The sequence below is a fragment of the Micromonospora sp. NPDC049359 genome (genome assembly GCF_044466585.1).
Lineage (GTDB): Bacteria > Actinomycetota > Actinomycetes > Mycobacteriales > Micromonosporaceae > Micromonospora.
In genome coordinates, this window is sequence record NZ_JBITMW010000001.1 from 761,237 (window position 1) to 786,742 (window position 25,506).

At 71.2% G+C, this 25,506-nt stretch carries 20 protein-coding genes and 2 pseudogenes; 14 read left to right on the forward strand and 8 right to left on the reverse strand.

The annotated features are described in order from the left end of the window. Positions 1-100 precede the first annotated feature (100 nt). The gene (locus ACIBTX_RS03540; protein ID WP_357131993.1) at positions 101-727 is read left to right on the forward strand and encodes a phosphatase PAP2 family protein; all 627 of its coding nucleotides are present in this window, start codon (positions 101-103) and stop codon (positions 725-727) included. A 3-nt stretch (positions 728-730) separates the two neighbouring features. Here the strand turns inward: ACIBTX_RS03540 and ACIBTX_RS03545 are convergent, their stop codons facing one another. Continuing rightward, the gene (locus ACIBTX_RS03545) at positions 731-1,480 is read right to left on the reverse strand and encodes a prepilin peptidase (RefSeq protein WP_396832132.1); all 750 of its coding nucleotides are present in this window, start codon (positions 1,478-1,480) and stop codon (positions 731-733) included. Between the two features lie 632 nt (positions 1,481-2,112). On the opposite strand from ACIBTX_RS03545, the gene ACIBTX_RS03550 reads away from it, so the two are divergent. From ACIBTX_RS03550 to ACIBTX_RS03605, 12 genes and pseudogenes are all read left to right on the forward strand, one after another. Then, positions 2,113-2,679 (forward strand): hypothetical protein, encoded by a 567-nt coding sequence (locus ACIBTX_RS03550; RefSeq protein ID WP_363660402.1) that lies wholly within the window; start codon positions 2,113-2,115, stop codon positions 2,677-2,679. A 32-nt stretch (positions 2,680-2,711) separates the two neighbouring features. Next, positions 2,712-3,590 (forward strand): hypothetical protein, encoded by an 879-nt coding sequence (locus ACIBTX_RS03555; protein ID WP_357132255.1) that lies wholly within the window; start codon positions 2,712-2,714, stop codon positions 3,588-3,590. Between the two features lie 46 nt (positions 3,591-3,636). Further along, a complete protein-coding gene (locus ACIBTX_RS03560) occupies positions 3,637-4,296 on the forward strand; it encodes an SAF domain-containing protein (RefSeq protein ID WP_355048367.1) in 660 nt (219 codons plus the stop codon). A 2-nt stretch (positions 4,297-4,298) separates the two neighbouring features. After that, the gene (locus ACIBTX_RS03565) at positions 4,299-5,099 is read left to right on the forward strand and encodes a ParA family protein (protein WP_357131996.1); all 801 of its coding nucleotides are present in this window, start codon (positions 4,299-4,301) and stop codon (positions 5,097-5,099) included. Next, a complete protein-coding gene (locus ACIBTX_RS03570; protein ID WP_357131999.1) occupies positions 5,089-6,624 on the forward strand; it encodes a CpaF/VirB11 family protein in 1,536 nt (511 codons plus the stop codon). Before ACIBTX_RS03565 ends, ACIBTX_RS03570 begins: the two co-directional genes overlap by 11 nt. Beyond that, positions 6,585-7,531 (forward strand): annotated as a pseudogene (locus ACIBTX_RS03575) (type II secretion system F family protein). Before ACIBTX_RS03570 ends, ACIBTX_RS03575 begins: the two are co-directional and overlap by 40 nt. A 37-nt stretch (positions 7,532-7,568) precedes the next feature. Then, positions 7,569-8,438, forward strand: coding sequence for a type II secretion system F family protein (locus ACIBTX_RS03580; RefSeq protein WP_357171824.1), 870 nt, complete (start codon positions 7,569-7,571; stop codon positions 8,436-8,438). 24 nt (positions 8,439-8,462) lie between these two features. Then, the gene (locus ACIBTX_RS03585; protein WP_357132005.1) at positions 8,463-8,666 is read left to right on the forward strand and encodes a hypothetical protein; all 204 of its coding nucleotides are present in this window, start codon (positions 8,463-8,465) and stop codon (positions 8,664-8,666) included. A gap of 5 nt (positions 8,667-8,671) precedes the next feature. Continuing rightward, complete coding sequence (locus tag ACIBTX_RS03590; RefSeq protein ID WP_357171646.1) at positions 8,672-9,118, forward strand: TadE family protein; 447 nt, start codon at positions 8,672-8,674, stop codon at positions 9,116-9,118. Next, positions 9,115-9,582, forward strand: a complete 468-nt coding sequence (locus ACIBTX_RS03595) for a TadE/TadG family type IV pilus assembly protein (RefSeq protein ID WP_396832009.1) — start codon at positions 9,115-9,117, stop codon at positions 9,580-9,582. The genes ACIBTX_RS03590 and ACIBTX_RS03595 overlap by 4 nt, the downstream gene beginning before the upstream one ends. Then, a complete protein-coding gene (locus ACIBTX_RS03600; protein WP_357132014.1) occupies positions 9,579-10,025 on the forward strand; it encodes a pilus assembly protein TadG-related protein in 447 nt (148 codons plus the stop codon). The genes ACIBTX_RS03595 and ACIBTX_RS03600 overlap by 4 nt, the downstream gene beginning before the upstream one ends. Before the next feature lie 14 nt (positions 10,026-10,039). Then, positions 10,040-11,134 (forward strand): annotated as a pseudogene (locus tag ACIBTX_RS03605) (LysM peptidoglycan-binding domain-containing protein); the annotation flags it as partial. Between the two features lie 572 nt (positions 11,135-11,706). Here the strand turns inward: ACIBTX_RS03605 and ACIBTX_RS03610 are convergent. Beyond that, entirely contained in the window at positions 11,707-12,561 is an 855-nt protein-coding gene (locus tag ACIBTX_RS03610) for a DUF2231 domain-containing protein (protein ID WP_357132017.1), read from the reverse strand. Between the two features lie 78 nt (positions 12,562-12,639). On the opposite strand from ACIBTX_RS03610, the gene ACIBTX_RS03615 reads away from it, so the two are divergent. Continuing rightward, the gene (locus ACIBTX_RS03615) at positions 12,640-13,440 is read left to right on the forward strand and encodes a crotonase/enoyl-CoA hydratase family protein (RefSeq protein WP_396832010.1); all 801 of its coding nucleotides are present in this window, start codon (positions 12,640-12,642) and stop codon (positions 13,438-13,440) included. Position 13,441: 1 nt separating this feature from the next. On the opposite strand, the gene ACIBTX_RS03620 is transcribed toward ACIBTX_RS03615, so the two are convergent. The 6 genes from ACIBTX_RS03620 to ACIBTX_RS03645 all read right to left on the reverse strand — a co-directional run bounded on the left by ACIBTX_RS03620 (position 13,442) and on the right by ACIBTX_RS03645 (position 25,422). Continuing rightward, positions 13,442-17,146 (reverse strand): discoidin domain-containing protein, encoded by a 3,705-nt coding sequence (locus tag ACIBTX_RS03620; RefSeq protein ID WP_396832011.1) that lies wholly within the window; start codon positions 17,144-17,146, stop codon positions 13,442-13,444. Between the two features lie 133 nt (positions 17,147-17,279). Next, complete coding sequence (locus tag ACIBTX_RS03625; protein WP_363660404.1) at positions 17,280-20,198, reverse strand: discoidin domain-containing protein; 2,919 nt, start codon at positions 20,196-20,198, stop codon at positions 17,280-17,282. 142 nt (positions 20,199-20,340) lie between these two features. Continuing rightward, on the reverse strand, positions 20,341-22,002 hold the full coding sequence (locus ACIBTX_RS03630) for a glycoside hydrolase family 13 protein (protein ID WP_363660405.1): 1,662 nt from the start codon (positions 22,000-22,002) through the stop codon (positions 20,341-20,343). Positions 22,003-22,100: 98 nt separating this feature from the next. Next, on the reverse strand, positions 22,101-22,988 hold the full coding sequence (locus ACIBTX_RS03635) for a carbohydrate ABC transporter permease (RefSeq protein ID WP_357132032.1): 888 nt from the start codon (positions 22,986-22,988) through the stop codon (positions 22,101-22,103). A gap of 11 nt (positions 22,989-22,999) precedes the next feature. Then, on the reverse strand, positions 23,000-23,959 hold the full coding sequence (locus ACIBTX_RS03640) for a sugar ABC transporter permease (protein WP_357132035.1): 960 nt from the start codon (positions 23,957-23,959) through the stop codon (positions 23,000-23,002). Positions 23,960-24,042: 83 nt separating this feature from the next. Further along, positions 24,043-25,422 carry an extracellular solute-binding protein gene (locus ACIBTX_RS03645; protein WP_363660406.1) on the reverse strand — a complete coding sequence of 460 codons (1,380 nt, stop codon included), beginning with the start codon at positions 25,420-25,422 and terminating at the stop codon, positions 24,043-24,045. Between the last annotated feature and the right edge of the window lie 84 nt (positions 25,423-25,506).

The window sequence follows — 25,506 nt, forward strand, 5'->3', positions numbered from 1 at the left end:
CCCCGGCCAGCCCATCGCGTGCTGGACCGACCTGCCCCACGTTCGCGTTTCCAAGATGTCTCCAAGGTGAACGCGGTATGAACGTGTGGAGAGGTGATTCATGGCCGACAACGGCAGTACGGACGTCCCAGAGATCAGCGCCGAGTGGTACCGCGACATCGTCGATGCCGCCGCCGGCACCCCGCACCCGGTGCAGTGGTTCGTCGGGCACGCCACCGAGGGGGTGATCCTGCTCCTCGGCGCGCTCCTGGTGGTGGCCGCGCTGCGCCGCCTGGCCGGTGGCCCGCACGACCGGGCACTCGCCCTCGTCGCGCCGCTGCCGACTCTCCTGGCGTACGCGGGCAGCGAATTGCTCAAGACCGTGGTGGACGAGGACCGGCCGTGCCGGACGGTGGGCCGGGCCATCATCGCCGGCACCTGCCCACCGCCGGGTGATTACTCGTTCCCGAGCAACCACGCCACCCTCGCCGGCGCGCTGGCGGTCACCACGCTGCTGCTCTCCCGGCGGCTCGGGCTGCTCGCCCTGCCACTGGCCCTGCTGGCCGCGTTCTCCCGGGTCTTCGTGGGCGTGCACTACCCGCACGACGTGGCCGCGGGCCTGCTGCTCGGCGCCCTGGTCGCCCTCGTCGCGACCCCGCTGCTGGCCCGCCCGGCCGCCGAGGCGCTACGTCGCCGCACCGACGCCCGCCGTCGAATACCCGACCTGGCCGGCCGACCCCGCCCGTAACCCTCAGGTCGCCAGGAGGGCGCCCGCCGTGCCGAGGAGCAGGAACGGGCCGAACGGCAGGTGGGTGGTCCAGCGGACCCGTCGGGCCACCAGCAGCCCCAGGCTCACCAGCGCGGACAGCCCGAACGTGAGCAGCAGCCCGAGCACGAGGACGGGCCACCCGTACCAGCCGAGCAGCGCGCCCACGCCGAGCGCCAACTTGGCGTCGCCCAGCCCGAAGCCGCGGCGACCGAGCAGCAACGTGCTGGCGGCGAAGAACAGGGCCAGACCCGTACCGGCGGCGACGGCCCGCACCCACGGACCCGCCCCGGCGTCGGCCAGCGCCGCCACGCCGAGCAGCAGCCAGGTTCCGCCAGCGGCGGGCAGGGTGAGCCGGTCGGGTAGCCGGTGCACGGCCAGGTCGACGAAGACCGCCGGTAGCGTCCAGCCCAGCCACCAGGCCACGGCCGGCAACGCGCCCAGCGGCGGGCCGACGAGCACGAGCAGCGCCACGGCGGCCAGGGCCGCCACCTCGATCGTGCCGGGCGGCGGCCCGACCCGGGCGCGGCACCGACCACACCGGGCCGCCGGACCGAGCGCGGGCCACGGCCTGGTCAGGCTGATCGCGGCCCCGCAGGCGTCGCACCCGGTCCGGCTGGCGGCGTCCGAGGGTACGGCGTGACGCACGACGGCCAACCGCGCCAGCGGGGTGACGAGCAGGGCTGCCAGCACGGGTGCGAGCCGGAGACGACGGGTACCCGGCACCGGCCCCACCTCGGTGACCGTAGGACCGCCGGAGGCGGACGGTTGGTCGGTCGGTTCGGCCGTCAGCGCCACGTCGACCCCGCCGAACGTCGCGCGACCACCCCGAAAGGTGAACACGGATCGTGACTGAACGTTCGCTCGGGTGTAGCGGATGGCGCGGAAAGCGACGTCCCCCACCGACTCCGTCCGCCCCGGATCGGCCCGCACGATGTGCGGTCGCCGCCGAGCCGCGACGCTGGCCACATGCCGGCTTCCGGTTGCGATGTCCCATTCTCGTAAGGGGCGTAGGGGTCAGGACGGATCGGCCCGCGCCAACGAGGCCGGGCCATTGGCGACCCCTCGACCGACAGCCATCCGAAGCGCCGCACGGACACCTGCCACCACCACCCATCATCACTCAGAGTGTTCGCATGAATTGCCTCTGTTGCATCGGCGAGCGTGAGCTTATGCTCGCCCCTTGAGTGTGACGCAAGCCTCACATCGATGATCGGACAACACAGGACCTCGCATTTGTAGAAGATCCGCAACGGTGAATGCAGAAGCGCCAATGAACGGCCGGATGAAGTGATCCGGGCGCGCTTTCGCATGCTCGACACCGGCGCTTCGTCGCCACGTCGGGCTGTCACGAGGAGGGTTCGGCGGTGGTCGGACGGCAGTTCAGGCGAGCGACAACCTGCCTGCTGGCGATCGTGGCGACGGCGGCGGCCACCGCCTGCGGCAGCGGGCCGGAGGCGGTCGACGACCCGACGTCGGAGCGTGCCGACGGGGTACGGGCAGATTCGGATGTCGAACGCGGGGCCGCCGAAAAGGCGGCGCTCGAGGCGTACTCCGGATATCTCGCGGCCTCGCGCACGGCGAGTGGGCGCGGCGATCCGCACGCGCCGGAACTGTCCAGATTTCTCGCTGATCCACTGCTGACCCGGGTGCAATTGTCCATTCGCGACGCTAAGGAGCACGGCGCGATGCGTACCGGGACCTTGCGATCCGATCCCACCGTGATCGCCGTCGACCTCGACTCGGACCCGGCCACCGTGGAGATCCAGGACTGCCTGGACGCGACCGGCTACCGGCTCGTCTACACGAAGGACCAACGGGTGGTGCCGGGCAGCGGCGGCGGCAAGCACCTGGCGACCGCCACCGCCACCCGCTATCCGGACGGCCGCTGGCTGATCAGCTCCGGCGTCGCGCACCAGGACCAGCCGTGCTGAGCCGCCGGCTCCTCGCCGGGGTCGGTGTGGCGATGCTGCTGGTGGTCGGCACGACCCTGCCGGCCTCCGCCGCCCGCCGTGCGGGCCCGGGGGTGGAGTGCCCGCCCGGCCAACCGGACTGCAACGTCTGGGACGACGAGCCGGGCCACCCCGGCGACCCGGGGGGCGGCGGGGACAACGGCGGCGGAGACTCCGGCGGCGGCGGGGGTGGCGGCGTCTGCCAGTGGGGCGGCCGGACGATCCCCTGCTACGACGACCTGCTGGGTTGGTTCAACAACGGCGACGGCTGCTACTACAAGCTCGCCGTGCCGCAACCGTCGGCACCCGAGGGCCAGCAGTGGTACGTCCAGACCTGCAACGGCGGCGACCTCGGCGCGCAGCGGACCTTGCCGCTCGACGGGCCGCCGGCCGGCTTCGGCGCTCCGCCGGACCCGGAGGAGCTGGCCCGCCGGGCGCTCGCGTCGATCAAGCTGCTGCCGGCGCGGCTCAAGGTCGCCCCCCGCAAGGACATCGGCCCCGGCCTGGTCGGCCTGCCGGTCTGGATGTGGGCCACCCCGAGCGCCAGCTACTTCGGGCCGCTGAACGCCTCCGCGACCGACCGTGGGCTGACCGTCTCGATCGAGGCGAAGGTCAACCGGATCGTCTGGAACATGGGCAACGGCGACACGGTCACCTGCACCAAGCCGGGCACCCCGTACGACCCGAAGGGCAAGCGCGCCGGCCGCACCTCGCCGGACTGCGGCTACGACCACGGCTACCCGAAGGCGGGCACCTACCGGGTGGGTGCCACCACGTACTGGACGGTCCGCTGGTGGACCGACAACGGCGTCGAGGGCGACCCGATCGCGCAGACCCGGACCAGCGGCACCGTGCCGGTACAGATCAGGGAGCTCCAGGTGGTGACCAGGTGAGCGACCCGGTTCTGCGAGCACCCCAGCCACGAATGGAGATCGAACGGTGAGTGTGGCGACGCGTAACGCGACCGGACCGGTGGACGCGCCGGTCAGCCCGCCCAAGGTGGTCCGGCAGCGCCGCGTCCGTCCAGGCTTGCTGGGTCTCGCCGTACTCCTGATCGCCCTCGGTGGGCTGGGGGCCGCATTCGCGGTCACCTCGGTCCGGGCCACCGGCAGCTACCTCGCGGTGGCCCGACCGGTGGAGGTGGGCCGGGAGGTCACCGCCGCCGACCTGATCACCGTGCAGGTCGCCGGCGGCCAGGGGCTACGCCCCGTGCCGGCGGGCCGGCTGGACGAGGTGGTCGGCAAGCGGGCCGCCGTGGCGCTGGTGCCGGGCACCCTGCTCACCCTCGGGCAGGTGACCGACGACCCGCTGCTCGGCCCGGGGCAGCAGCAGATCGCGCTCGGCCTGAAGACCGCCCAGGTGCCCGCCCGCGCGCTGCACCCCGGCGACAAGGTGCTGCTGGTCAGCACCCCGGACGACGACGCCACCGGGGCGGCCGCCACGGCGGGCACCCGGTTCACGGCCACCGTCATCGACATGGTCAGCCCGACGGACGACGAGAAGGTGCTGTACCTGGCGCTCCTCATCCGGGACGTACCCGCCGTGGTGGCGCTCGCCGCCCAGGAGCGGGTCGCCGTCGTGCTGATCGAGGCGGCCTGACCATGGCGATCATCGCGTTGGTGTCCGCGAAGGGTTCGCCCGGCGTGACCACCTCGGCGTTGGCCTGCGCCCTGACCTGGCACCGCCGGCTGGTCCTCGCCGAGTGCGACCCGGCAGGCGGGTCGATCCTCGCCGGCTATCTGGGCGGCCAGTTGGACGGTCCGCGCGGCATCGGGGAGCTGGCCGTCGGCGAGCTGCGCGACGGCAACCTGGAGACCGCGTTCTGGTCCCAGTTGGTCGACCTGGACGCGCCGCGCCGGGAACGGCTGCTGCTGCCCGGTCTGGTCGACCCGACGCAGGCCGGCAGCGTCACCCCGCTCTGGCAGCGCTTCGCCGACTACTTCAACGCCCTGGACCGGGGCACACCCGGCTACGACGTGCTCGTCGACTGCGGCCGACTGCACGTGAACGGCCCACCGTGGCCACTGCTGCGGGCCGCCTCGGTGGTGCTGCTGGTGACCCGGGCGAACCTGCCCGACCTGTCCGGGACGCGGGCGGTGGTCACCACGATCGAGCGGGACTTCGCCGAGCACCGGGTACCGCCGGGCACCCTGCGGCTGCTGCTGGTCGGCGACGGGCACGGGCGCGCCGAGATCAGTCGCGGGCTGAGGCTGCCGGTGATCGCCCGGCTGCCGCACGACCCGCGTACCGCGGGGGTGCTCGGCCTCGGTGGGACCGTGCGGGCCGGACGGCCGCTGCTGCGCGCGGCGACCGCGCTGGAGGTGCCGGTCGGGGCGTTGCTGGAACGGCGACGCGCCCGGCTGGCCTGGCCGGTACAGCAGGGGGTGCCGGATGCGGTTTGAACCCGTCTCGGCCGACCCCCGCCAGCAGCCGCCGGGCGCGACGTCCACCGCGCCACCGCTGACCCCCGCGAACGGCCGGCACCACCACGTGCCGCCGATGCCGCAGCCGACGCCCACGCCGCCGCCCGAGACGGCCCCTCGACCCCGGATGGACTTCCAGGTGGTCCGGGAGTTGCGCCGGGAACTCACCGAACGACTCACCCTGTGGCAGCGCGGGCGGGAGTTCACCGTCGACGAGGAGGACACCGAGCGGGCGCGGCTGGCCGTCCAGGTGGTCGCCGAGTACGCCGACGCGGTCCGCCGGGCCGGCACGCCGATGGCCGCCGGCGAGGAGCGTCTGCTGCTCGACCAGGTGACCGCCGAGCTGGTCGGACTCGGCCGGCTACAGACCCTGCTGGTCGACGACACCATCGAGGAGGTGCACATCCTCGGCTGCGACCAGGTGCGCATCACCCGACACGGCGGCGGGGTGGACTGGGGCGAGCCGATCGCCGACAGCGACGCCGAACTGGTCGAGATCCTCCAGGCGGCGGCGCGGCGGGCCGGCGCGACCGAGCGGTCCCTGTCCACCGTGAAGCCCACCCTCGACCTGCAACTGCCCGACGGCAGCCGGTTGGCGGCGGTGTTCCTGGTCAGCCACCGCCCGTACGCGGTGATCCGCAAGCACAACACCCTGGACGTGAGCCTCGACGACGTCGCCGGTAGCCGGGGCGACCTGGACGAGATGATCGACCCGCTGCTGCGTGACTTCCTGCGCGCGGCGATGCGCGCCGGGTTGAACATCATGGTCGCCGGGCTGGCCGGCGCCGGAAAGACCACAATCATCCGGGCCTTGATGAACGAGATCCCGCCCGACGAGCCGTACGTGCTGCTGGAGGAGAGCCGGGAACTGCTGCCGGCGCGCCGCCGCGAACGGCACCGGGCGGTGATGAGCTTCGAGGCGCGGGAAGGGCACGGCGAGCGCGGCTTCGACGGCCGTCCGGCGGGCGAGGTGACGATCGCCGACCTGATCCCGCTGTCGCTGCGGATGGGCGTCCTGCGGATCATCGTGGGCGAGGTGCGGTCCCGCGAGATCGTGCCGATGCTCCAGGCGATGACCACCAGCCGGGGCTCGATGTGCACGATCCACGCCCGTACGGCCGCCGGTGTCGGCGAGCGGATCGTCGAGTTGGCGTTGGCGCACGGCCGCGAGATGACCGTCGACCAGGCACGTCGGATGGCCGGCAACGCCCTCGACCTGATCGTCTACGTCACCGTCGAGGACGAGAGCGCGATCGGCGGACGTAAGCACCGGTTCGTCTCGCACGTGGAGGAGGTGATCGGGGCCGGCGAGGCCGGACGGATCACCACCACCACCGTCTTCGGTCCCGGTCCGGACGGCCGCGCGGTCCCCCGGCACCTGCCGGAACGCGTCCGCGACCAGTTGCTCCGCGTGGGGTACGACTCCCGACTGCTGACCCGGTGGATCGAGGCCGGTACGGGCGCGTGGCGGCGGCCCCGACAGACCCGACTGGCCCGGCGGTGACCTGATGGGGAACAGCCTGGAGTTGATCGCGGTGGTCTCCGGGGCCGCCTGCGTGGCGGGGCTCCTGCTGGCGGTGGTCGCGCTGGTCGGCACCCGTCGACCCCCGGGCCCCGGCCCGGGAGCGGGGCCCGGCCTGAGTCGCCTCTGGCGGGGCTCCGGCGCCACGCCCGCCGAGCGGCGGTCCTACCAGGCGCTGTTGCTCGCCGCGGTGGTCGCCGGGGCGTTGGCGTTCCTGCTGACCGGGCTACCGGTGGTGGGGCTGCTCGTGGCGGTGGCGGTACCCGGTACGCCGTGGCTGTTCGCGGTGGGCAAGGCCGAGCAGCGGGCGATCGCCCGGATCGAGGCCGTCGGCGAGTGGACCCGCCGGCTCAAGGACGTCTCCGGTACGGGCCAGGGCCTCCAACAGGCGATCATCAGCACGATCGGCAGCGTGCCACCCGGCATCGAGGACGAGGTACGACTGCTCGCCGCCCGGTTGCAGGCCGGCTGGCTGGCCCGCTCCGCGCTGCTGGCGTTCGCCGACGAGATCGGCGACCCGGTCTGCGACCAGGTGGTGGCGGCCCTGATCCTGCACCTCACCGACCGGGGCGAGCGGTTGGGCGACGTACTCGGCTCGATCGCCGGCGCGGCGTCCGCCGAGGTGGCGACCCGCCGGGAGATCGAGGCCAAGCGCACCCAGCCCCGGTTCGCGGTCCGGTTCCTGACCGGGATGACGCTGGCGACGCTGGCGTACGGCCTGATCAACACCGAGTACATCGAGCCGTACGGCACCCCGACCGGTCAGGTGGTGATGGCCGCGCTCGGCATCGCCTTCATCGGCCTGCTGGCCTGGGTCCGCTCGATGAGTCAGCCGCAGCGACCGGCCCGGTTCCTGCCGGCGCCCGACCCACAGGAGGTCGTCGCGTGAGCGCGAGCGCCACGGTGCCGGCAAGAGGCCCGCGATGATCGTCAACTGGCTCCTCGGCGTCGCCGTCACCGGCGGGGCGGCGATCGGGTTGGGCCTGTTCCTGGTGATCCGCGAGCTGGTGCCGGCCACTCCCGCGCTCGGTCCGGCGCTGCGCCGCCTGCACCAGCCGCCGGGTACCGGCCGGGCGGCCACTCCCGCCTCCCGGCGGTTGGACTGGCTCAGCGGGCTGTCCCGCTGGCTACGACCGCCGCACCGGCAGCTCGCCCTGATCGGCCAGACCCCTGAGCAGTACGCGCTGTCGGTGCTGCTGTCCGCGCTGATCGGGCTGGCCACGCCGACCCTGCTCGGGGTGGCGCTGTTCGTCCTCGGCATCTCGCTGCCGCTGGTCGTACCGGTGCTCGGGGGCCTCGGCATGGCGTTCGTCGCCGGTCTGCTGGCGCACCGGTCGGTCCTGACCAAGGCGGACGCCGCCCGCGACGAGTTCCGCCAGGCCGTCTGCACGTACCTGGATCTGGTGGCGTTGCAGCTCTCCGCCGCGCACGGGCCGGTGCAGTCGTTGGAGCGGGCCGCGGCGGTCTGCGACGGCTGGGTGTTCGACCGCCTTCAGGAGGCGCTGCGGATCGCCCAGATGCAGATGCACGCCCCCTGGGACGAGCTGCGCGATCTCGCCGACAAGATCGGTATCCCGGAGTTGGGCGACGTCGGCGCGATCATGCGCTCCTCCGGCAGCGAGGGCGCGCAGGTGCACGAGACCCTGCGCAGCCGGGCCGACTCGCTACGCGACCAGATCCGCACCGACAACCTGGCCCGCGCCGAGGGCGTGACCAGCAAGCTCGACATTCCGGGCGCGCTCCTCGTCTTCGTGCTGCTCGGTTTCGTCGTCTACCCGTTCATCGCCCGTGTCTGATCCGACCCCGAGAAGGAGTACGCCATGTCCATCCTCACCTACCTGCACGTCGTGGTGACGACGCGCTTCGCCGAGCTACGCCGGGACGGCGAGCGGGGCGACAGCCCGGTACCGACCGCGGTGATCATCTTCGGCCTGGTCTTCGTGGCCACCATCGTCACCGGCCTGGCCCTCGGCAAGGCCAACGACTGGATGAAGGCCATCCCGGGCCACACGAACCCGAAGTAGCCGGCATGCGCCGAGTCACGTACCCGAGGTGGCGCCGGGCGGTTTCCGCTGCCCGGCGTCGTCTCGTGACCGGCGACCGGGAGGGGGGCGCGAATCCGGTGGAGCTGGCCGTGGTGATGCCGCTGATCCTGGTGCTGCTGTTCGCGTCGCTCCAGGTGGCGGCCGTCTTCCTAGCTCGTGCCACGGCGTTGAACGCCGCCCAGAGCGGGGTCAACGCCGAACGGCGGTACAACGCGTCCGACGGCGCCGGAGTAGCCAGCGCCAAGCAGTTCCTGTCCACCAGCGGCAGCTGGCTGCTGGGCTGGGACAAGGCCGGCGGTCCGAGCTGTGTGACCAGCGAGGTCGACGTGACCTGCACGGTCACCGGCCGGTCCCTGTCGGTCGTACCCGGCATGGACTTCGAGATCGGGCAGACCGCGCACGGGCCGGTGGAGCGGGTGACAGCGCCGTGAGCCGGACCACCGAGCGCGGCTCGGTCTCCATCGAGGTGGCGGTGCTCGCGCCCGCGTTCATCGCGTTGATGGTGCTGGCGGGCGTTGCCGGACGCAGCGCGGTGGCGGCGGAGGCTCTCGACGCCGCCGCGCACGACGCGGCCCGCGCCGCGTCGATCTCCCGCGACCCGACCGACGCGAAGGAACAGGCCCGCAGGGCGGCCCAGGAGCAGTTGGACTGGCACGGACTGGACTGCGGAGCCGCTCCGAAGCTGACGTTCGGCGGCAGGGTCGGCAACAGCGACACCGGATTCGACGACGCCTACCGCAGCGCGCTCGGCCAGAACGCGACGGTCACCGTCACGGTCGAGTGCCGGGTGTCGTTCCGCGACCTACGACTCAACGCCCTACCGGGCATGCCCACCGAGAACAAGATCGAGGCCAGTTTCACCTCGCCCCTGGACCGCTACCGGAGCCGACGATGAACCTCCGTACGCTCTCCGGCGACCACGGCCGGGTCAGCATCTTCCTGGCCGTGGCGATGATCGGCGTACTGGCCATCGTGGGACTCTCGTTCGACGGCGCGGGCCAGCTCCGCACGCTGCAACGCGCCGACAACCTGGCCGCTGAGGCGGCCCGCGCGGGCGGGCAGGCCATCGACCGGGCCACCGCGATCGAGGGTGGGCCGACGCGGATCGACCAGCCGCAGGCCCGCGTGGCGGTCGCCGAATACCTCACCGCCGTCGGCTCCACCACCAGCCACACCGTGAGCTTCCCGCAGATCGCCGGGGAGGTCGTCGTCCGGGTACGCCTCACGATCACCTACCGCCGCTCGATGCTCGGCCTGTTCGGCTTCGCTGACCAGGTCACCATCACCGGCGAGGCGACCGCACGGGCCATCACCACAGCCCCACCCCCGGTCCCATAGGAAGGAAGGCAGCCATGTCCGCATCGGGTCGGTCCGTCGTACGGCGGACGGGACGCGTCCTCACCGGCCTCGGCGCGCTCGTCGTGCTCTGCGCCCTGGTGGCGGGCGCGCCGGTCGCGCTGCTCGCTTTCGCCGGCAATCCCCTGCCCGACCATCTGCCCACCCTCGCCGAGGTGGGCACCACCCTGACCAGCCGGGACGACGGGCAGCTCTTCCTGCGGGCCCTGGCGTTGGCCGGTTGGTTCGGCTGGGCCACGTTCACCTTCTCCGTCCTCGTCGAGTTGGGCGCGCAGACCCTGCGCCGGCCGGCGCCGAAGCTGCCCGGAATGAGCCGCCAGCAGAAGGCCGCCGCCGCGCTGGTCGGTTCGGTCGCCCTGATCCTCGCGGCCAGCCCGGCCGCCGCCAGCGCCGCCGCGGTCTATGCCGGTCCGGCGTACGCCCAGCCGAGCGCGTCGGCCACCACCACGCGGCTCACCGAGAGCACCCCGCTGGGCCTGGCCGCGAGCGGGCACCGCGACGCCCTGGGGAGCGGGCCGCTCGGACTTGTCGCGCCGGGCGGGCCGAGCCCTGGCGACCAGGCTGCGCCGGTGTACCGCGTTGCCCGGGGCGACTACCTCGGCGAGGTGGCCGAGCGGTACCTCGACGAGTTCGACGACTACCGGCAACTCGCCAAGCTGAACCGGCTGGACGACCCGGACCGGATTCGTCCCGGGCAACTGCTCCGGCTCCCGGCGGAGGCCACCGACCAGGGCGCACGCTCGCACGCGACCGGCAAACTCGTCGGTCGACCCGCCGCGCCCACACCGCCCGCGCGACCGGCGCCGGAGCGGTCGGTGCCGGAGCGGTCGGCCCCGGACCGCGCGCAGCAGGCGCCACCCAGCGGTACGGAGTCGACAGGTGAGGCACCCACGATGACCGTCGGCGCGGCCCGGGCCGGAACCACCGACCGGGTGAACCGACCGCTGGCCGTCTCCGCCGTCCTGGCCGTGGCGAGCATCGTCGGCGCCCAGATCGGCGCGGTCCTCGGTCTCCGCCGTCGGCCGGCCACGGCCGGCGCCGCACCCCGGCTGACTGCGGCCGCCCGTACCCCGCGAGGCCGGTCAACCCGGGTCGGCGGCAGCTCCACCACCGAGAGCCGCGCCTCCCGGAGCGGCAGCACTGGTCGGAGCGGCGGCTCTGGTCGGAGCGGCAGCGCTGGTCGGAGCGGTGACGCGGGTCGGAGCGGTGACGCGGGTTGGAGCGGTGACGCGGGTTGGAGCGGTGACGCGGGTCGAGCGGGCAGTGGCGTCGCCTGGGCCGCCCGTCGTGCGGCGGCGGCCACCGAGACGCCCGCCCCGCCCACTGGCCCCCCGACCGGCACGCCGCTGGCCCTGCCCGGTCGTAGCGCCGGAGCGGTCGGCGAATGGGACGACGACGACGGCGTCCAGGGCGGTCGGCACCGGCGGGGTTGAGCCGAACCCGCACGCGTAGGTCGCAGCCCCGCTCGCCGAGTTCCGCTCGAACGACGCCCGGGAGCTGCGGCCCACGCGCGGCCGACCCCCGAGCGCCATGGCCCACGCGCGGCCCACGCGCGCCCGGGAGCGGACACCCCACACAGACTGATGCCACATAGTCATCAAGATGACTATGTGGCATCAGTGCGTCGAGGGCGACCGGTCGTCGTCGACCCCGCAGCAGGCTGTCAGGGGAGACGGGTCTGGAGCACGCCGTCCTGGATGCGGGTGGGCAGGATCTGCTGGTCGTTGCCGGAGGGACCCTGCATGACCTCGCCGCCGTTGAGACGGAACGCGCTGCCGTGCCACGGGCAGACCACGCACGCGTGGCCGTCGATCTCCTGGACCTCGCCCTCGCCCAGCGGCCCGCTCTGGTGCGGGCACCGCTCCAGCATCACCGTGACCTCGTCACCGTGGCGGTAGAGGATCACCGAGATGTCGTCGTCCACCTCTCGGGTGATCAGCGTGCGCTGCGGCAGGGTGGCCATGTCGGCCAGCGAGTGCCAGCCGTCGCTCATCCGGTGCAGCTCGGACACGCTCTGGTTGACCTGGGCGCCCTGCTTGTACGCCAGATGCCCGCCGATGTACGCGCCGAGGCTGACGGCGGAGAGGCCGAGGAACCCGAGCGCCCTGCCGACGCCGCTCCGCCCGGAGAGCCGCGCCGCCAGTGAGCCGGCGTAGAGGCCGACACCGACGGTGTTCGCGGCCGCGTGCACGAGGCCGACCCGGCGCTGGTCCCGGGAGAGCGCCGCCCAGTCGTTCAACCCGGCGACCGCCGCCGGCAGGGCGCTGACCGTCCCCAAGCCGACCAGCACGGTCGCCGGTCGGCGCTGCCCTGGCATCAGGTCCAGCACGGCGGCACTGATCCACGCCCCGACCGGCACCTGCACCATGGCCGGGTGCAGCGGGTGCCCCAGCGTCACGCCGTGCAGCAGGTCCCGCAGTCGCCGCGGTCGCAGCGTCCCCAGGACAGCCTTCTGCAACCGGTCACCCGCGCGGTCCAGCCGGGAGTCCTGCTCAACTTTCGTCAATAGCGCTCGCACGAGTACCGACTTCCCGGCGATCCCCCTCCCAAACCGGTCGCTGACGACAAACCTGCCGGGGGCGGGCATGCTGGCGGGATGGGTGTGCGGGTGGAGCGCAACGGGGCTGTCACTACGGTGATTCTGGATCGGCCGGAGGCGCGGAACGCTGTCGACGGGGCTACCGCTCGGGCGTTGGCGGATGCCTTCCGCGCCTTCGAGGCTGATCCGGACGCGGCGGTCGCCGTGCTGTGGGGGGCGGGCGGCACGTTCTGCGCCGGAGCCGACCTGAAGGCCATCGGCACGCCGAGAGGCAACCGGGTGGAGCCGGAGGGGGACGGCCCGATGGGTCCCACCCGGATGGTGCTCAGCAAGCCGGTGATCGCGGCCATCTCGGGGTACGCGGTGGCCGGCGGTCTGGAACTGGCGCTCTGGTGTGACCTGCGGGTCGCCGAATCCGACGCCACGCTCGGAGTGTTCTGCCGCCGCTGGGGCGTACCGCTGATCGACGGCGGCACGGTCCGGCTGCCTCGACTGGTCGGGGAGAGCCGCGCGATGGACCTGATCCTCACCGGGCGGGCGGTGCCGGCCGACGAGGCGTACGCCATGGGGTTGGTCAACCGGGTGGTGCCGACGGGCCAGGCGCGGGCGGCGGCCGAGGAACTGGCGACGGCGATCGCGCGGCACCCGCAGACCTGCCTGCGCAACGACCGGGCGGCCCTGCTGGCCGGCGTCGGACGGCCCGAGGCGGAGGCGCTGGCGACCGAACTGGCGTACGGGATGGATTCGCTGGCCACCGACGCGCTGGCCGGCGCGGCCCGGTTCGCTGCGGGCGAGGGCCGGCACGGCACGACGCCGCCGGGAGGGTGGGACCTCCCGGCGGCGTCGGCTACCGGGTGAATCAGTTGCGGTTGATGGTGAAGGTCGTCGTGGGGTTCTGGATGTCCACCGCGTTGTTGCTCAGCCGCAGGTTGGTGAAGGTGACCGACCCGACGGCGGGACCCTGCCCGGACTCCGGCATGGGGTTGGCCCAGATGCCGAAGCCGGACTTGGCGTCGTAGGCGTCACCGCTCTTGCGGGCGCCGCTGATGGAGATGTTGGTGAAGACCGTGTCGGTGATCGGGTTCTGCGGCTGCCCACCGACGTAGTTGGTCTGGAACATGATGCCGCTGTAGGTCGGATCGACGATGTCCACGTCGCTGACGCGGATGCCCTGGAACACCTTCGAGGCGGAGAACACCCAGATCGCCGGGAAGGTCTGCCCGCCCCAGAAGTGTCCACCGGCTCGCACGATCGAGATGTTCTCGAACTTCGTCGGCGGGCTCGCGCCGAAGCCGTTCATCGGGTAGCCGAAGTCGAGCGAGCTGATGGTGATGCCGGAGTAGACGAGCGTGTCCGCGATGTAGATGTTGCGGAACGTGTTGCCGTAGCCGCCGTAGACGGCCACGCCGGCGGCCCGCCAGGTCAGCGTCGACGTCAGGTTCTCGTAGACGTTGTCCTTCATGTCGGCGCCGCCCGCGTCGATCGCCGAGAACAGCGCGAAGCTGTCGTCGCCGGTGGCCCGTGCGTCGTTGTTGCTGACCAGGTTGTTGGTGCTGCCGTTGGTCATGTTGACGCCGTCGGCGAACAGGTTGCGGATCCGTGAGTTCCGGATCGTCATGTAGTCGGTGTTGGCGCCCCAGTAGAGGCAGACCTGGTGCTCGGCCCAGATGTTGTCGATCACGATGTTCGACACGTTGGAGAAGTCGAACACCTTGCCCGGACCGTCGATCCGCGAGGTGTAGTTGCCGAAGTACGCGAAGTTCTTGAACGACGAGCCGGCCGCCGAGTTCTCGGCCCGGAAGCCGATGTCGGTGTTCTCCTGGCCGGACGGCGCGTTGAACCGGGTGTACCAGGGGCCCGCGCCGGTCACCTGGACCGCCTTGCCGTACACCTGGAACTTGGACGAGGTGGAGTAGTTGCCGGCGGGCAGGTACACCCCGATCAGGTTGCCGGTGGTGTCCATCCGGACTCGGTCCAGGGCGTTCTGCACGTCCTGGTGGGTGAAGCCGGTCGGCGTGGCGTACCGCGCCGAGTCCGGGTTGGCGATCGGCGAGACCTGCTCGGTGTTGATGAAGTCGATCGCGTACGTGGTGGTGTTGGCCGCGTCCTTCTGCAGGCGGATCTTGCTGCCGGCCGGCACCGTCGAGTTGAGCATGAGGTTGGCTTCGTCGTAGATGTGCCGCGGTCCGCCCGCGCTCGGCGAGTTCCCCGGGCTGGTCTCGTTGCCGTACAGCCAGGCGTAGCGGGACGTCAGGTCGATGGCCTTGTGGAACGTGCCGTTGACGTAGACGTTGAGCGTCGAGTTGATGCCCCCGCCGCCCGCCGCGTCCGGAATGGAGAAGCGGGTGACCAGCGTGTTGGTGCTGGCCCGGGTGGTGAACTCGACGTAGGCGCCGGTCGAGTTCAGGGTCACCGCACGCCGGCCGGACGCCTCACCGGCGACGTCGCCGACGGTCCGGTTCGGGCCCACGACGTTCGCGCCGCCGCCGACCACGCCGTCCTCGGCCTCGTACATGTCGTACGGCATGTTGGCGCCACGCCCGACGAAGAGCGGCTGGTCGGAGGTGTTGTTGGTCTGCTTGACCGGCAGCTCGTTGGCGTCGGCGGCGAGCACGACCCGGACGGTGTACTTGCCGTTCGCCGCCGTCCAGGTGCCCAGGTTGACCGGGCCGACGGTGGCCCCGGCGTTGATCACACCGGAGTACGAGCCGGTCAGGGTACGGACCACGGTGCCGGAGTCGTTGAGGACGGTGAGCGTGATGCCGTGCGAACCGGACGCCGACGCCACACTGCCGGCGTTGCGGATCGACACCGAGAACGTGACGGTGTTGCCGGCCGACGGGTTCCCCGGCGACCAGGCGACCGAGGAGGCGACCAGGTCACTGGTGGCGACCGGGCTGACGACCAGCGGGCTGGGGTTGGAGTAGCTGTTGTTGGTGTCGTCCTGCTCGACGACGGTGTTCGACTCGTCGACCTTCGCGCTGAGCGGGTAGCTGCCCGCGTCGCGGGTGCCGATGCTGGCGCTGACCGTGGTCGACGCGCCGGCCGCGAGGGCACCGACCGACGCGGTGCCGACCCGGGTGGAGCCCAGGTAGAAGTTGACGTTGGTCGCGGCGGAGGCCGCCGATCCGGCGTTCCGCACGGTCGCCGAGAGCGTGACGGTGCTGGTCTCGACGGGTGCGGACGGGCTGAACGACATGCCGGTGACGGTGAGGTCCGGGTTCGGCGCGGGGGTGCCGAAGACCTGGAACTCGGCCACCTGACCGGCCGGGGCGCCGGTGTTCGAGGCGATCGAGAGGCGTACGTCGGCCGCCGCGCCGGAGACCGGGATGGTCACCGTGTTGCCGCTGCCCGGGTTGAACGTGTAGTTCGTCGCGCCGACCAGCGTGGTGAAGCTCGACGAGCCCTGGTCCCGGCCGAGCACGGTGATGTTCTGGGTACGCGTACCCCACGCCGAGTCCGGGTTGAGCTTCAGCACGATCTGGCTGAGGCTGGCGTTCGCGCCGAGCTGCACGGTCAGCGTGCTCGGGTTGCCGTTGCCCTCCCAGTAGGTGGCCACGTTGTTGTCGTTGGCGTTGGTCGCCACGAACGTGTGCACGTACCCGGAGGCGGTGATCGGCTTACCGACCGCCAGGTTGCTCCCGGTGGGCGGGTTGCCGGTGCCGGTACGGGTCACCGTGTTGCTGTTCGATGACTGGTTGCCGGCCGCGTCCCTGGCCCGCACGTAGTACGAGACCGTGGCGCTGTCCGCCTGGCTGTCGGTGTACGTCAGCGTCGAGCCGCTGACGCTGCCGCGCAGCGCGCCGTTGGCGTAGACGTCGTACCCGGTCACCCCGACGTTGTCGCTCGACGCCGACCAGGTGAGCCGGATCTGCCCGCTGGCCGGTTGGGTGTACGCCAGGTTGCCGGGGGCGCTGGGGGCCTGGGTGTCGGTGCTGCCGCTGGATCCGTACACCTCCACCTCGGAGAGCTGCGCGGCCGGCCAGCCGGTGTTGCCGGTGACCTGCACCCGGACGTAGCGGGTGCTGGCGGCGGTGAAGCTGACGGTCGCGGTGTTGCCGCTGCTCGGGTTGAAGGTGTAGTCGGCCGACGACTTCAGGGTGCTGAAGGACGAGCCGTTGGTGGAGCCGAGCACCGACAGCGTCTGCGTACGCGTCTGCCAGTCCGACGACGGCGGCAGCTTCAGCACGACCCGGTCCACGCCGACCGTCGCGCCCAGGTCGGCCTGGATCCACTGCGGGAACGCGTTGTTGGCGCTCTCCCAGTAGGTCGAGGCGTTGCCGTCGTTCGCGTTGCTCGCCACGTAGTTCTGGTTGTAGCTGCTGGCGCTCATGGTGGCCGAGAGCCCGGCGAGCAGGGCCGCGCGGGCGGAACCCGCGGGTGCGGAGGCGGGCGTCGCCGCTGGGGCCGCGGTCGCGGGGGTGACGGCGGGAGCGGCGGCGAGGAGCAGTCCGGCGAGCGTGCCGGCGAGCAGTCGGCGGCGGGCCGGCGATCGGTCGGCTCGGACGGTCGAACCGGGCGAGCCGGTTCGCGGGGTGCCTCGGGTGGGGCCGTTTCTGGACATCGGTCGCTACACCTCTTTCGGGGGTGGTGTGGGGTGCGTTGCCCGGTGACGGGCGCAGGGGTACGCCCGTCGTGCCGCGACAGGTGGGGGACGGTGCGGTGGCCCCCGCCCTGGTCGGGCGGGGGCCGTCGGCCTAGCTGGAGTAGACCTCGAACTCGCTGAGCTGACCGGCGGGCCAGCCCGTGTTGCCGGTGACGGTCAGGCGCAGGTACCGCTGGCTGGTCGCCGTGAAGGTCACGGTGACCGTGTTGCCGCTGGACGGGTTGAAGGTGTAGCCGGCGGACGCCTTGAGGGTGTTGAACGCCGAGCCGTCGGTGGAGCCGAGCACCGCCAGGTTCTGCGTGCGCGTCTGCCAGGCCGACGACGGCGGCAGCTTCAGTACGACCCGGGACACCGTTCGGGTCGCGCCCAGGTCGACGGTCAGCGACTGCGGGAAGGCGTTGTTGGCGCTCTCCCAGTAGGTGTTCGCGTTGCCGTCCACCGCGTTGGGCGCGGCGTACACGTCGGAGTGGCTGGTCTCGGTGATCGACCGTCCCGCCGCCAGGTTGCCGGTGGGGGCCGGCGTGGTCGGGGGCGGGGTGGTCGTCGGGGGCGCGGTGGTGGGCGGGGCCGTGGTCTGCGTGCCGCCGTACACCTCGACCTCGCTGAGCTGCGCGGCCGGCCAGCCGGTGTTGCCGGTCACGGTGACCCGGATGTAGCGGCGGTCACCGGAGGGCAGCCCGATCGACACGGTGTTGCCCGAGCCGGGTGCGAAGACCCGACCGGCGGACGACGCCAGCGTGCCGTACGACGAGCCGTCCGTGGAGCCGAGCACCGACAGTGTCTCGGTGCGCTGCTCCCAGCCGGCGGGCAGCTTGAGCACCACCCGGTCGACCGAGCGGACCGCGCCCAGGTCGACGGTGACCGACTGCGGGAAGGCGTTGTTGGCGCTCTCCCAGTAGGTCGAGGCGTTGCCGTCCACCACGTTGCCCGCCGTGTAGCTCTGGTTGGTGCTGGTCGCGACCGTCGACCGGTTCAGCGCCAGGTTCCCACCGGTGGGCGGCGGGGTCGTCGGGGGCGCGGTGGTCGGCGGCGCGGTGGTCGGCGGCGCGGTCGTGGGCGGCGCGGTGGTCGGGCCGGTGGTCGGGCCGGTGGTCGGCGGGGTGCTGGGCCCACCACCCCACTGCGGCTCCGGCCACGGGCCGCAGTACGGGGTCGAGGTGTACCAGCCCGAGTTGCCCGAGCCCTGGGTGATCTGGAAGCCGCCACCCACGCAGTTGTGCATCGGGTTGCTCTGGGCGATGTTGGTGGCCCGCACGTTGGTGAACGACACCTGGCTGGGTGCCTGCACCTGGAGCGCGTACGTGCCGGCGCCGTCGATGCGGACGTTGGTGAGGTTGATGCCGCTGGTCTGACCCTCGATCCAGTGCAGCGCCGCGTACGAGCTGTCCAGGATGTCGGTGTCGGTGATGTTGATGGTGGCCTGCTGGAACGCCTCGTTCAGGGCGGAGAACCAGATCGCCCCGACGCCGAAGTTCCAGTTGTAGTCCGAGTTGCCGTTGCGGATCAACGTGTTCCGGGCGATCGTCCAGGTGCCCCGGACGGCGGTGTCGCCCTGCACACCCGGGTAGCGGTTGGCGACGTGGATGCCGCCGCCGTTGGTCAACGAGTCGGCCGTCACGTTGTCAGTGATCTTGATGTCCCGGCCGCCGTAGCTCACCAGGTGGTTCGCCAGCAGCGTCACACCGATGGTGTTGTGCGTGAACGAGTTGTTGACGTTCGGCACGCTCTGCGCCCACATGGCGAGCGCGTCGTCGCCGGTGTTGCGGACGAACGTGTTGGTCACCGTCGAGTTGGTGACGCCGGTGTGGAAGTTCACCCCGTCCGCGGTCTGGTCGAGGATCCGGCTGTTGCGGATGGTGAAGTTGTCCATCGGCCCGTCCATCCACGCGCCGACCTTGGTGTTCTCCAACCAGAGGTTGTCCACCACCGAGTTGGTCATCGCCCCGCCCAGCGCGTTGACCTGGTCGTCGTCCACCCGCTCGCGGATGTCGCCGATGATGGCGAAGTCCCGCAGGGTGACGTTGCGGCTCGGCCCGTTCGCCTCGTGCGACCGGATCTCACCGGTGTAGCCGCCGCCGGGGACGTACTTGCCGTAGATGCCGGCCGCCCGCTTGCGGTCGGTGGGGTGCCGGCCGCCGAGCACCGAGTACCAGGGGCCGGCGCCGCGCAGGGTCACCCCGTCGACCACCACGTGGTCCCAGAGGGTGAACGTGCCGGTCGGGATCCAGACCGCCCGGCCCTGGGCCTTGCCAGCGTCGACCGCCGCCTGGAACTTCGCGGTCGAGTCGGTCGCGCCGGTCGGGTCCGCGCCGAAGTCGGTGACCACATCGATGACACCGGAGGGCTTCGCGATCGGCGCGACCACCTCGAAGTCGGCCAGGTCGATCGTGAAGGTGGGTGACTGGGCGGTCGAGGAGACCTGCAACCGGATCTTCGTGCCGGCCGGCTGGGTGCTGCCGAACAACGCCCGGGTCTCGTCGTAGAAGTGGTGCGGGTTGGTGTCGCCCGGGTTGTTGTTGAACGGGTAGCCGCCGTAGTACCAGCCGTACTTCGACGTGACCGGGACCGACTTCAGCAGGTTGCCGTTGGCCCGCAGGTCGATGGTGGCGTCCCGGCCCGTGCCCGAGGAGTTGTCCGGCAGGCTGTACCGGAAGGTGACCGCGTTGGCCGGAGCGGTGAGCGTGAACTCGACGTACTCACCGACGGCGTCGAGGGTGACCGCCTCCCGGCCGGACGCCTCCGACGGCAGCGTGCCGTAGCGCCGGTCCGGGCCGATCTTCGTGCCGTTGTGCGCGGCCTTCTCCGCCTCCTGCTCAAGAAAGGGGACGGTGGCGCCCCGGCCGGAGATGTCGAAGGGGGACAACCCGGCCGCCGAGGCCGGGGTGGCACTGCCGGTGACCGCGAGGGTGGTCAGGGTGGTGGCCGCGAGCAGGGTGGCGGCGATGGCGGCCAACCCTGCCCGGGCCGGGTGTCGAAGGTGGGGCGGAGTGCCGGTGGTGTGGTTGGCCATGAGCTGCGCTCTCCCTTTCGTCAGGCAGGCCAGGTCCCCCGTGTCGGTGCGGTGTGGCGGTCCCTCGTACTCCCTTCGTGGGCGCGGTGGGCGGGTGGTGTGGTGCCGGCGGTCGGGACGGGACCGCCGGCACCACGTCGGATCAGGTCAGGGCGGCGGCGTCCGCGCGCGGTCCGTCGGCCTCGTCGGGGGTACGCAGCCAGACGGCGGTGTCCGACGGCAGCAGCCCGTCGTCGAGGGGGCCGCTGGCCAGCAGCACCTCCCCGTCGACGGGCATCGGCACCGCCGCGTCGGTGAGGTTGACGAGGCAGTGGAAGCCGCCGCCGCGGCTGAAGGCCAGCACGCCGTCCGGGGCGGGCAGCCAGGTCAACTCGCCGGCGCCGAGCGCCGCCTCGGCGCGCCGGACGTGGATGGCCTCCCGGTACAGCTCCAACATCGAGGCCGCGTCGCCGGTCTGCGCCAGCGCCGTCCGGTCCTTCCAGTCGGCCGGCTGGGGCAACCAGGGCGCCGCCGAGCCTTCGGGGCTGAACTCGAAGGGCGGCTCGTCACCGGCCCAGGGCAGCGGCACCCGGCAGCCGTCCCGCCCGGGGTCGACCCGTCCGGAGCGTTCCCACATCGGGTCCTGCCGCATCGCGTACGGGATGTCCTCGACCTCCCAGAGCCCCAGCTCCTCGCCCTGGTAGACGTAGGCGGCGCCGGGCAGCGACAGTGACAGCAGCGCGGCGGCCCGCGCCCGCCGGGTGCCCAGCTCCAGGTCGGTGGGGATCCCCTCGCGCTTCGCGGCGAAGCTGAACGTGGTGTCCGCCCGGCCGTAGCGGGTGACGTGCCGGGTCACGTCGTGGTTGGAGAGCACCCAGGTGGCGGGCGCGCCGACCGGCGCGTGCGCGCTCAGCGTGCCGTCGATGCTCTCCCGCAGCGCGGAGGCGTCCCAGGCGCAGCCGAGGAAGTCGAAGTTGAACGCGGCGTGCAGTTCGTCGGGGCGCAGGTAGTTGGCGAACCGTTGCCGGTCCGGCAACCACACCTCACCGATCAGCGCGCGGTCGGCGTACGAGTCGGCGACCCGCCGCCAGCCCCGGTAGATGTCGTGCACCCCGTCGAGGTCGTGGAACGGGTGCGGCCGGTCCGGCTCGACCTCGGGCAGCGTCCCGTCCTTCACGAGCAGGCCGGCGGAGTCGATCCGGATGCCGTCGACGCCCCGGTCGAACCAGAACCGCAGGATGTCCTCGAACTCGGCCCGTACCCGGGGGTGGTCCCAGTTGAAGTCCGGCTGCTGGGGGGCGAAGAGGTGCAGGTACCAGTCGCCGGGCGTGCCGTCCGGGTTGGTGGTGCGGGTCCACGTCTCGCCGCCGAACTCACCCACCCAGTCGGTGGGCCGCTGGTCGCCGTTCGGGCCCCGCCCGGGGCGGAACCAGAACAGGTCCCGCTCGGGCGCCCCCGGACCGCCGGCCAGCGCGGCCTGGAACCACGGGTGCGCGTCGGAGCAGTGGTTGGGCACCACGTCGACGATCGTCCGGATGCCCAGCTCGTGCGCCTCCGCGATCAGCGCCTCGACCTCGGCGAGCGTGCCGAAGACCGGATCGATGTCGCGGTAGTCGGACACGTCGTACCCGGCGTCGGCCATCGGCGACGGATACCAGGGACTGAACCAGATCGCGTCGATGCCAAGCGCGGACAGGTGGTTCAGGCGGGAGCGGATACCTGCGATGTCACCGATGCCGTCACCGTTGCCGTCGGCGAAGCTGCGTGGGTACACCTGATAGATAACGGCTCCACGCCACCACGGACTGCTGTCTGCTGTGGACACGAGCACCTGCTTTCTGCGTCAGTACGTCGCCGGGTACGCCGGTGGCGATTGTGTGTCGGACGAACGGCCGTTGTTCGCTCCGCTGTCTTCGGTGGTGGCTATCCCTTGATGCTGCCGGCGGTCAGGCCAGACATGATGTTCCGCTGGAAGATCAGGAAGACGATAACGGTCGGGATGGCGGCGATGACCGACGCGGCGATCACGATGTTCATGGGCGTACCGCCCGCGAAGGAGTAGATGCCGACACTGACCGTCCGGGTCTCCGGTGAGGGCATGACCAGCTTCGGCCAGAGGAAGTCCTTCCAGACCGCCGTCATGGCCAGGATCGCGACGACGCCGAGGATCGGGCGGGACATCGGCAGGATGATCGACCAGAGCGTCCGCAGCGACGTCGCCCCGTCGACCAGGGCCGCCGCCATCAATTCTTCGGGAATCGAATCGAAGAATCGCTTCAGCAGAAAGATGTTGAATGCGTTCGCCACCAGCGGCAGCCAGATGGCGAACGGCGAGTCGAGCAGGTTGATGTGCAGGATCGGCAGGTCGATAACGGTCACGTACTGGGGGACGATGAGCACCATTGCCGGAATCATCAGCGTGGCGAGCATCAGCCCGAGAATCACGTTGCCGAAGATCGGTCGCAGTTTCGACAACGAGTACGCGGCGGCCGCGTCGAGGACGAGCTGGAACAGCACCGCGCCGATCGCGTAGTAGAACGTGTTGAACAGCAGCTTGGCGAGTTCCAGGTTGTTCCAGGCGTCGATGTAGTTCTGCGGCTGCGGGTCCTTCGGGAACAGCGTGGGTGGGGTCTGCGCGATCTCCTGGCCGGACTTGAGCGCGCCGGTGACCATCCAGTAGAGCGGCCCGATAAAGACGAGCGTGAACGCCGTCACGACGACGACCAGCAGCGTCCAGTAGATGACCCGCCCGCGCCCTCGGCTGATCTGGGCATGCGAGATGAGGGTCCGGGTTCCGGAGTCCTGTGCCATTGCGCGCCGTCCTAGTCCTGTTTCGCAGTCAGCCGCACGTACACGGCGGAGAAGCCGGCCAGCACCACGAGCATGAGCACGCCGAGTGCGGCCGCGCCGTTGAGGTCGTTCTGGAAGAACCCGTGCTGGTAGATGAGGTACGCCACGGTGGTCGCGGAGTCCTCCGCGCCCGCGCCGTTGGCGAGGATCAGTGGCTCGATGAAGAGCTGCATCGTGGCGACGATCTGGATCATCGCCAGGAGCGCGAGGATGAGCCGGGTCTGCGGGATCGTCACGTGGCGGATCCGCTTGAAGATCCCGGCGCCGTCGAGCTCGGCGGCCTCGTACAGTTCGCCGGGGATGTTCTGCAGGGACGCCAGGTAGATCAGCACAGCGCCGCCCATGTTCATCCAGGTGGACGCGATCACCATGGCCGGCATCGTCATCTCCGGCGACTGCATCCACTGCGACGTCGGCAGGTGCAGCGCCTTGAGGATCGCGTTGAACAGCCCGGCCTCGCTGGGGTCGTACGCGTAGAACTTGAAGAGGTACAGGGCCGAGGCCGGCGGCAGCATCACCGGCAGGTAGACCAGGATCCGCAGGTAGCCCTTGGCGTGCCGGAACTCGTTGAGCAGGATCGCCACGAAGAACGGCACCGCGTACCCGAGCACGAGCGCGAGCAGCGTGAAGTAGAAGGTGTTCTTCCATGCCGGCCAGAAACTGGGGTCGGCGAGGAGGCGGGTGTAGTTGTCCCAGCCCACCCAGGTCGTCTCGCCGCGCCGGGTCCGCTGGAAGCTCATGACGACGCCACGGACCATCGGGTACCAGGAGAAGACCAGGAAGCAGAGCACGGCGCCGATCAGGAAGGCGTGCCCGGTGAGGTTGTCCCGTACCTTGCGGCCGAGGCTCGTACGCTGCTTCGGCCCTGCCGCGTACGACGGCATCGGGCGGCCCGGTTTCCCGGGGGCCTGGGGGGCGGCGGTGATCGCCACGGCACACTCCTGCGGAGATCGGTGGGGCGGACGGTACGGCGCCGGGGTGTGGGGGCCGGTGCGACGGCCCCCACACCTGCGGATCAGCTCTCCGCGGCGAGGAGCTGGTTGACCTTTTCTTCGGCCGTCTTGAGCAGCGCGTCGATGTTCGCGTTCGGGTTCGTCAGCACCCCGGACATCGCGGCGTCGAGCACCGCGTAGATCGCCTGGGCGTTACGCGGCTCGCCCTTGATCGGCACCGGGGTCGCCTCGAAGAGGGCGAAGTTCGTGGTGTCGACGTTGGCGTTGGCCTTGCGCAGCTCGAGTTCCTGCTTCTGCACCTCACTGCCGTTGGCGAACAGCAGCGGCTGCGGCAGACCCACCGGATAGTTCTGCGGCTTGGCGCGCACGTAGTCGAACTGGCCCTTGCCGGGGGTCAGCTTCTGGTACGCGACCCACTTCAGACCGGCCTTGACCTGCTCGGGAGAGAGGTCCTTCTTGAAGAAGTAGCCCTCGCCACCGCCGAGCGTGCCCTTCGCCGGACCGTCCTGGCCGGGCAGCGGGCTCATCGCCCAGTCCTGGAACTTGCCCTGGAACTGGCTGACGATCGCCTGGGTGGCGTCCGGCGCGCCGATGAACATGCCGACCTTGCCCGCACCGGCGTTGGTGAGCAGGTCACCCCACTGGAGCAGCTGACGGGAGCCCATGCTGTTGTCGCCGTACCGCATGTCCTTGATGTTCTGCAGGACCTGCTTACCCATCGGGTTGTTGAAGTCGGCCTTCTTGCCGTCGGCCGTGAGCACCTGGCCGCCCTGCGAGTAGAGCAGCGAGGTGAAGTGCCAGCCGCCGGTGTTGCCGGCGCTGTACTCCGAGTAGCCGGCGATGCCGTTGCCGAGCGCCGAGATCTTCTTGGCGGCGGCCCGGACCTCGCCCCACGTCTTGGGCGGGTTGTTGACGTCCAACCCGGCCTGCTGGAACAGGACCTTGTTGTAGACCAGGCCCATCGAGTAGTTCTTCACCGGTACGGCGTAGAGCTTGCCGCCGTCGGTGAAGACCTCCTTGAGCGCCGGGTCGACGCTGTCCCAGGTGGAGATCGTGTCCTTGTTGACGTACTGGGAGATGTCCATCGCCTGACCGGAGTCGAGCACCTGCTGAAGATCCGTCATGTACCCGTAGAACACGTCGGTCACGGTGCCGCCGGCCAGGCGGGCGGTGAAGTCCGGCGGGTTGTTGCACTGCTCGCCGACGCTCACGCTCTTGATGACGATGTCCGGGTTCTGCTTCTGGAACTCGGCAACGTCGTCGTTCCAGTTCTTCAACAGCTCTTTCTGCGCGCCGACCGGCTGGCAGTCGACGGTGATGGTGACCTTGCCGCCGGCGGTCGAGTCCTTGTCGTCACTCTTCGTGGAGCATGCCGTGAGGCTGAACCCCAGGCCGGCCACGAGCGCCAGCGTCGCAGCCCTTCGGTATTGCGGTACGGACATCTGTCCATCCCTTCGGGAACGGGTGTCTCCATGAGATGCGCTGATCTGCGGTGATACGACCTGACGCCCTGTAGCTGCGCCGAA

What these genes read in the sequence shown, in the direction of transcription:
- ACIBTX_RS03540 (WP_357131993.1), top strand. Translation starts at nt 101, where the DNA reads ATGGCCGACAACGGCAGTACGGACGTCCCAGAGATCAGCGCCGAGTGG.
- ACIBTX_RS03555 (WP_357132255.1), top strand. Translation starts at nt 2,712, where the DNA reads ATGCTGCTGGTGGTCGGCACGACCCTGCCGGCCTCCGCCGCCCGCCGT.
- ACIBTX_RS03565 (WP_357131996.1), top strand. Translation starts at nt 4,299, where the DNA reads ATGGCGATCATCGCGTTGGTGTCCGCGAAGGGTTCGCCCGGCGTGACC.
- ACIBTX_RS03570 (WP_357131999.1), top strand. Translation starts at nt 5,089, where the DNA reads ATGCGGTTTGAACCCGTCTCGGCCGACCCCCGCCAGCAGCCGCCGGGC.
- ACIBTX_RS03585 (WP_357132005.1), top strand. Translation starts at nt 8,463, where the DNA reads ATGTCCATCCTCACCTACCTGCACGTCGTGGTGACGACGCGCTTCGCC.
- ACIBTX_RS03590 (WP_357171646.1), top strand. Translation starts at nt 8,672, where the DNA reads ATGCGCCGAGTCACGTACCCGAGGTGGCGCCGGGCGGTTTCCGCTGCC.
- ACIBTX_RS03600 (WP_357132014.1), top strand. Translation starts at nt 9,579, where the DNA reads ATGAACCTCCGTACGCTCTCCGGCGACCACGGCCGGGTCAGCATCTTC.
- ACIBTX_RS03615 (WP_396832010.1), top strand. Translation starts at nt 12,640, where the DNA reads ATGGGTGTGCGGGTGGAGCGCAACGGGGCTGTCACTACGGTGATTCTG.
- ACIBTX_RS03620 (WP_396832011.1), bottom strand. Translation starts at nt 17,146, where the DNA reads ATGTCCAGAAACGGCCCCACCCGAGGCACCCCGCGAACCGGCTCGCCC.
- ACIBTX_RS03625 (WP_363660404.1), bottom strand. Translation starts at nt 20,198, where the DNA reads ATGGCCAACCACACCACCGGCACTCCGCCCCACCTTCGACACCCGGCC.
- ACIBTX_RS03635 (WP_357132032.1), bottom strand. Translation starts at nt 22,988, where the DNA reads ATGGCACAGGACTCCGGAACCCGGACCCTCATCTCGCATGCCCAGATC.
- ACIBTX_RS03645 (WP_363660406.1), bottom strand. Translation starts at nt 25,422, where the DNA reads ATGTCCGTACCGCAATACCGAAGGGCTGCGACGCTGGCGCTCGTGGCC.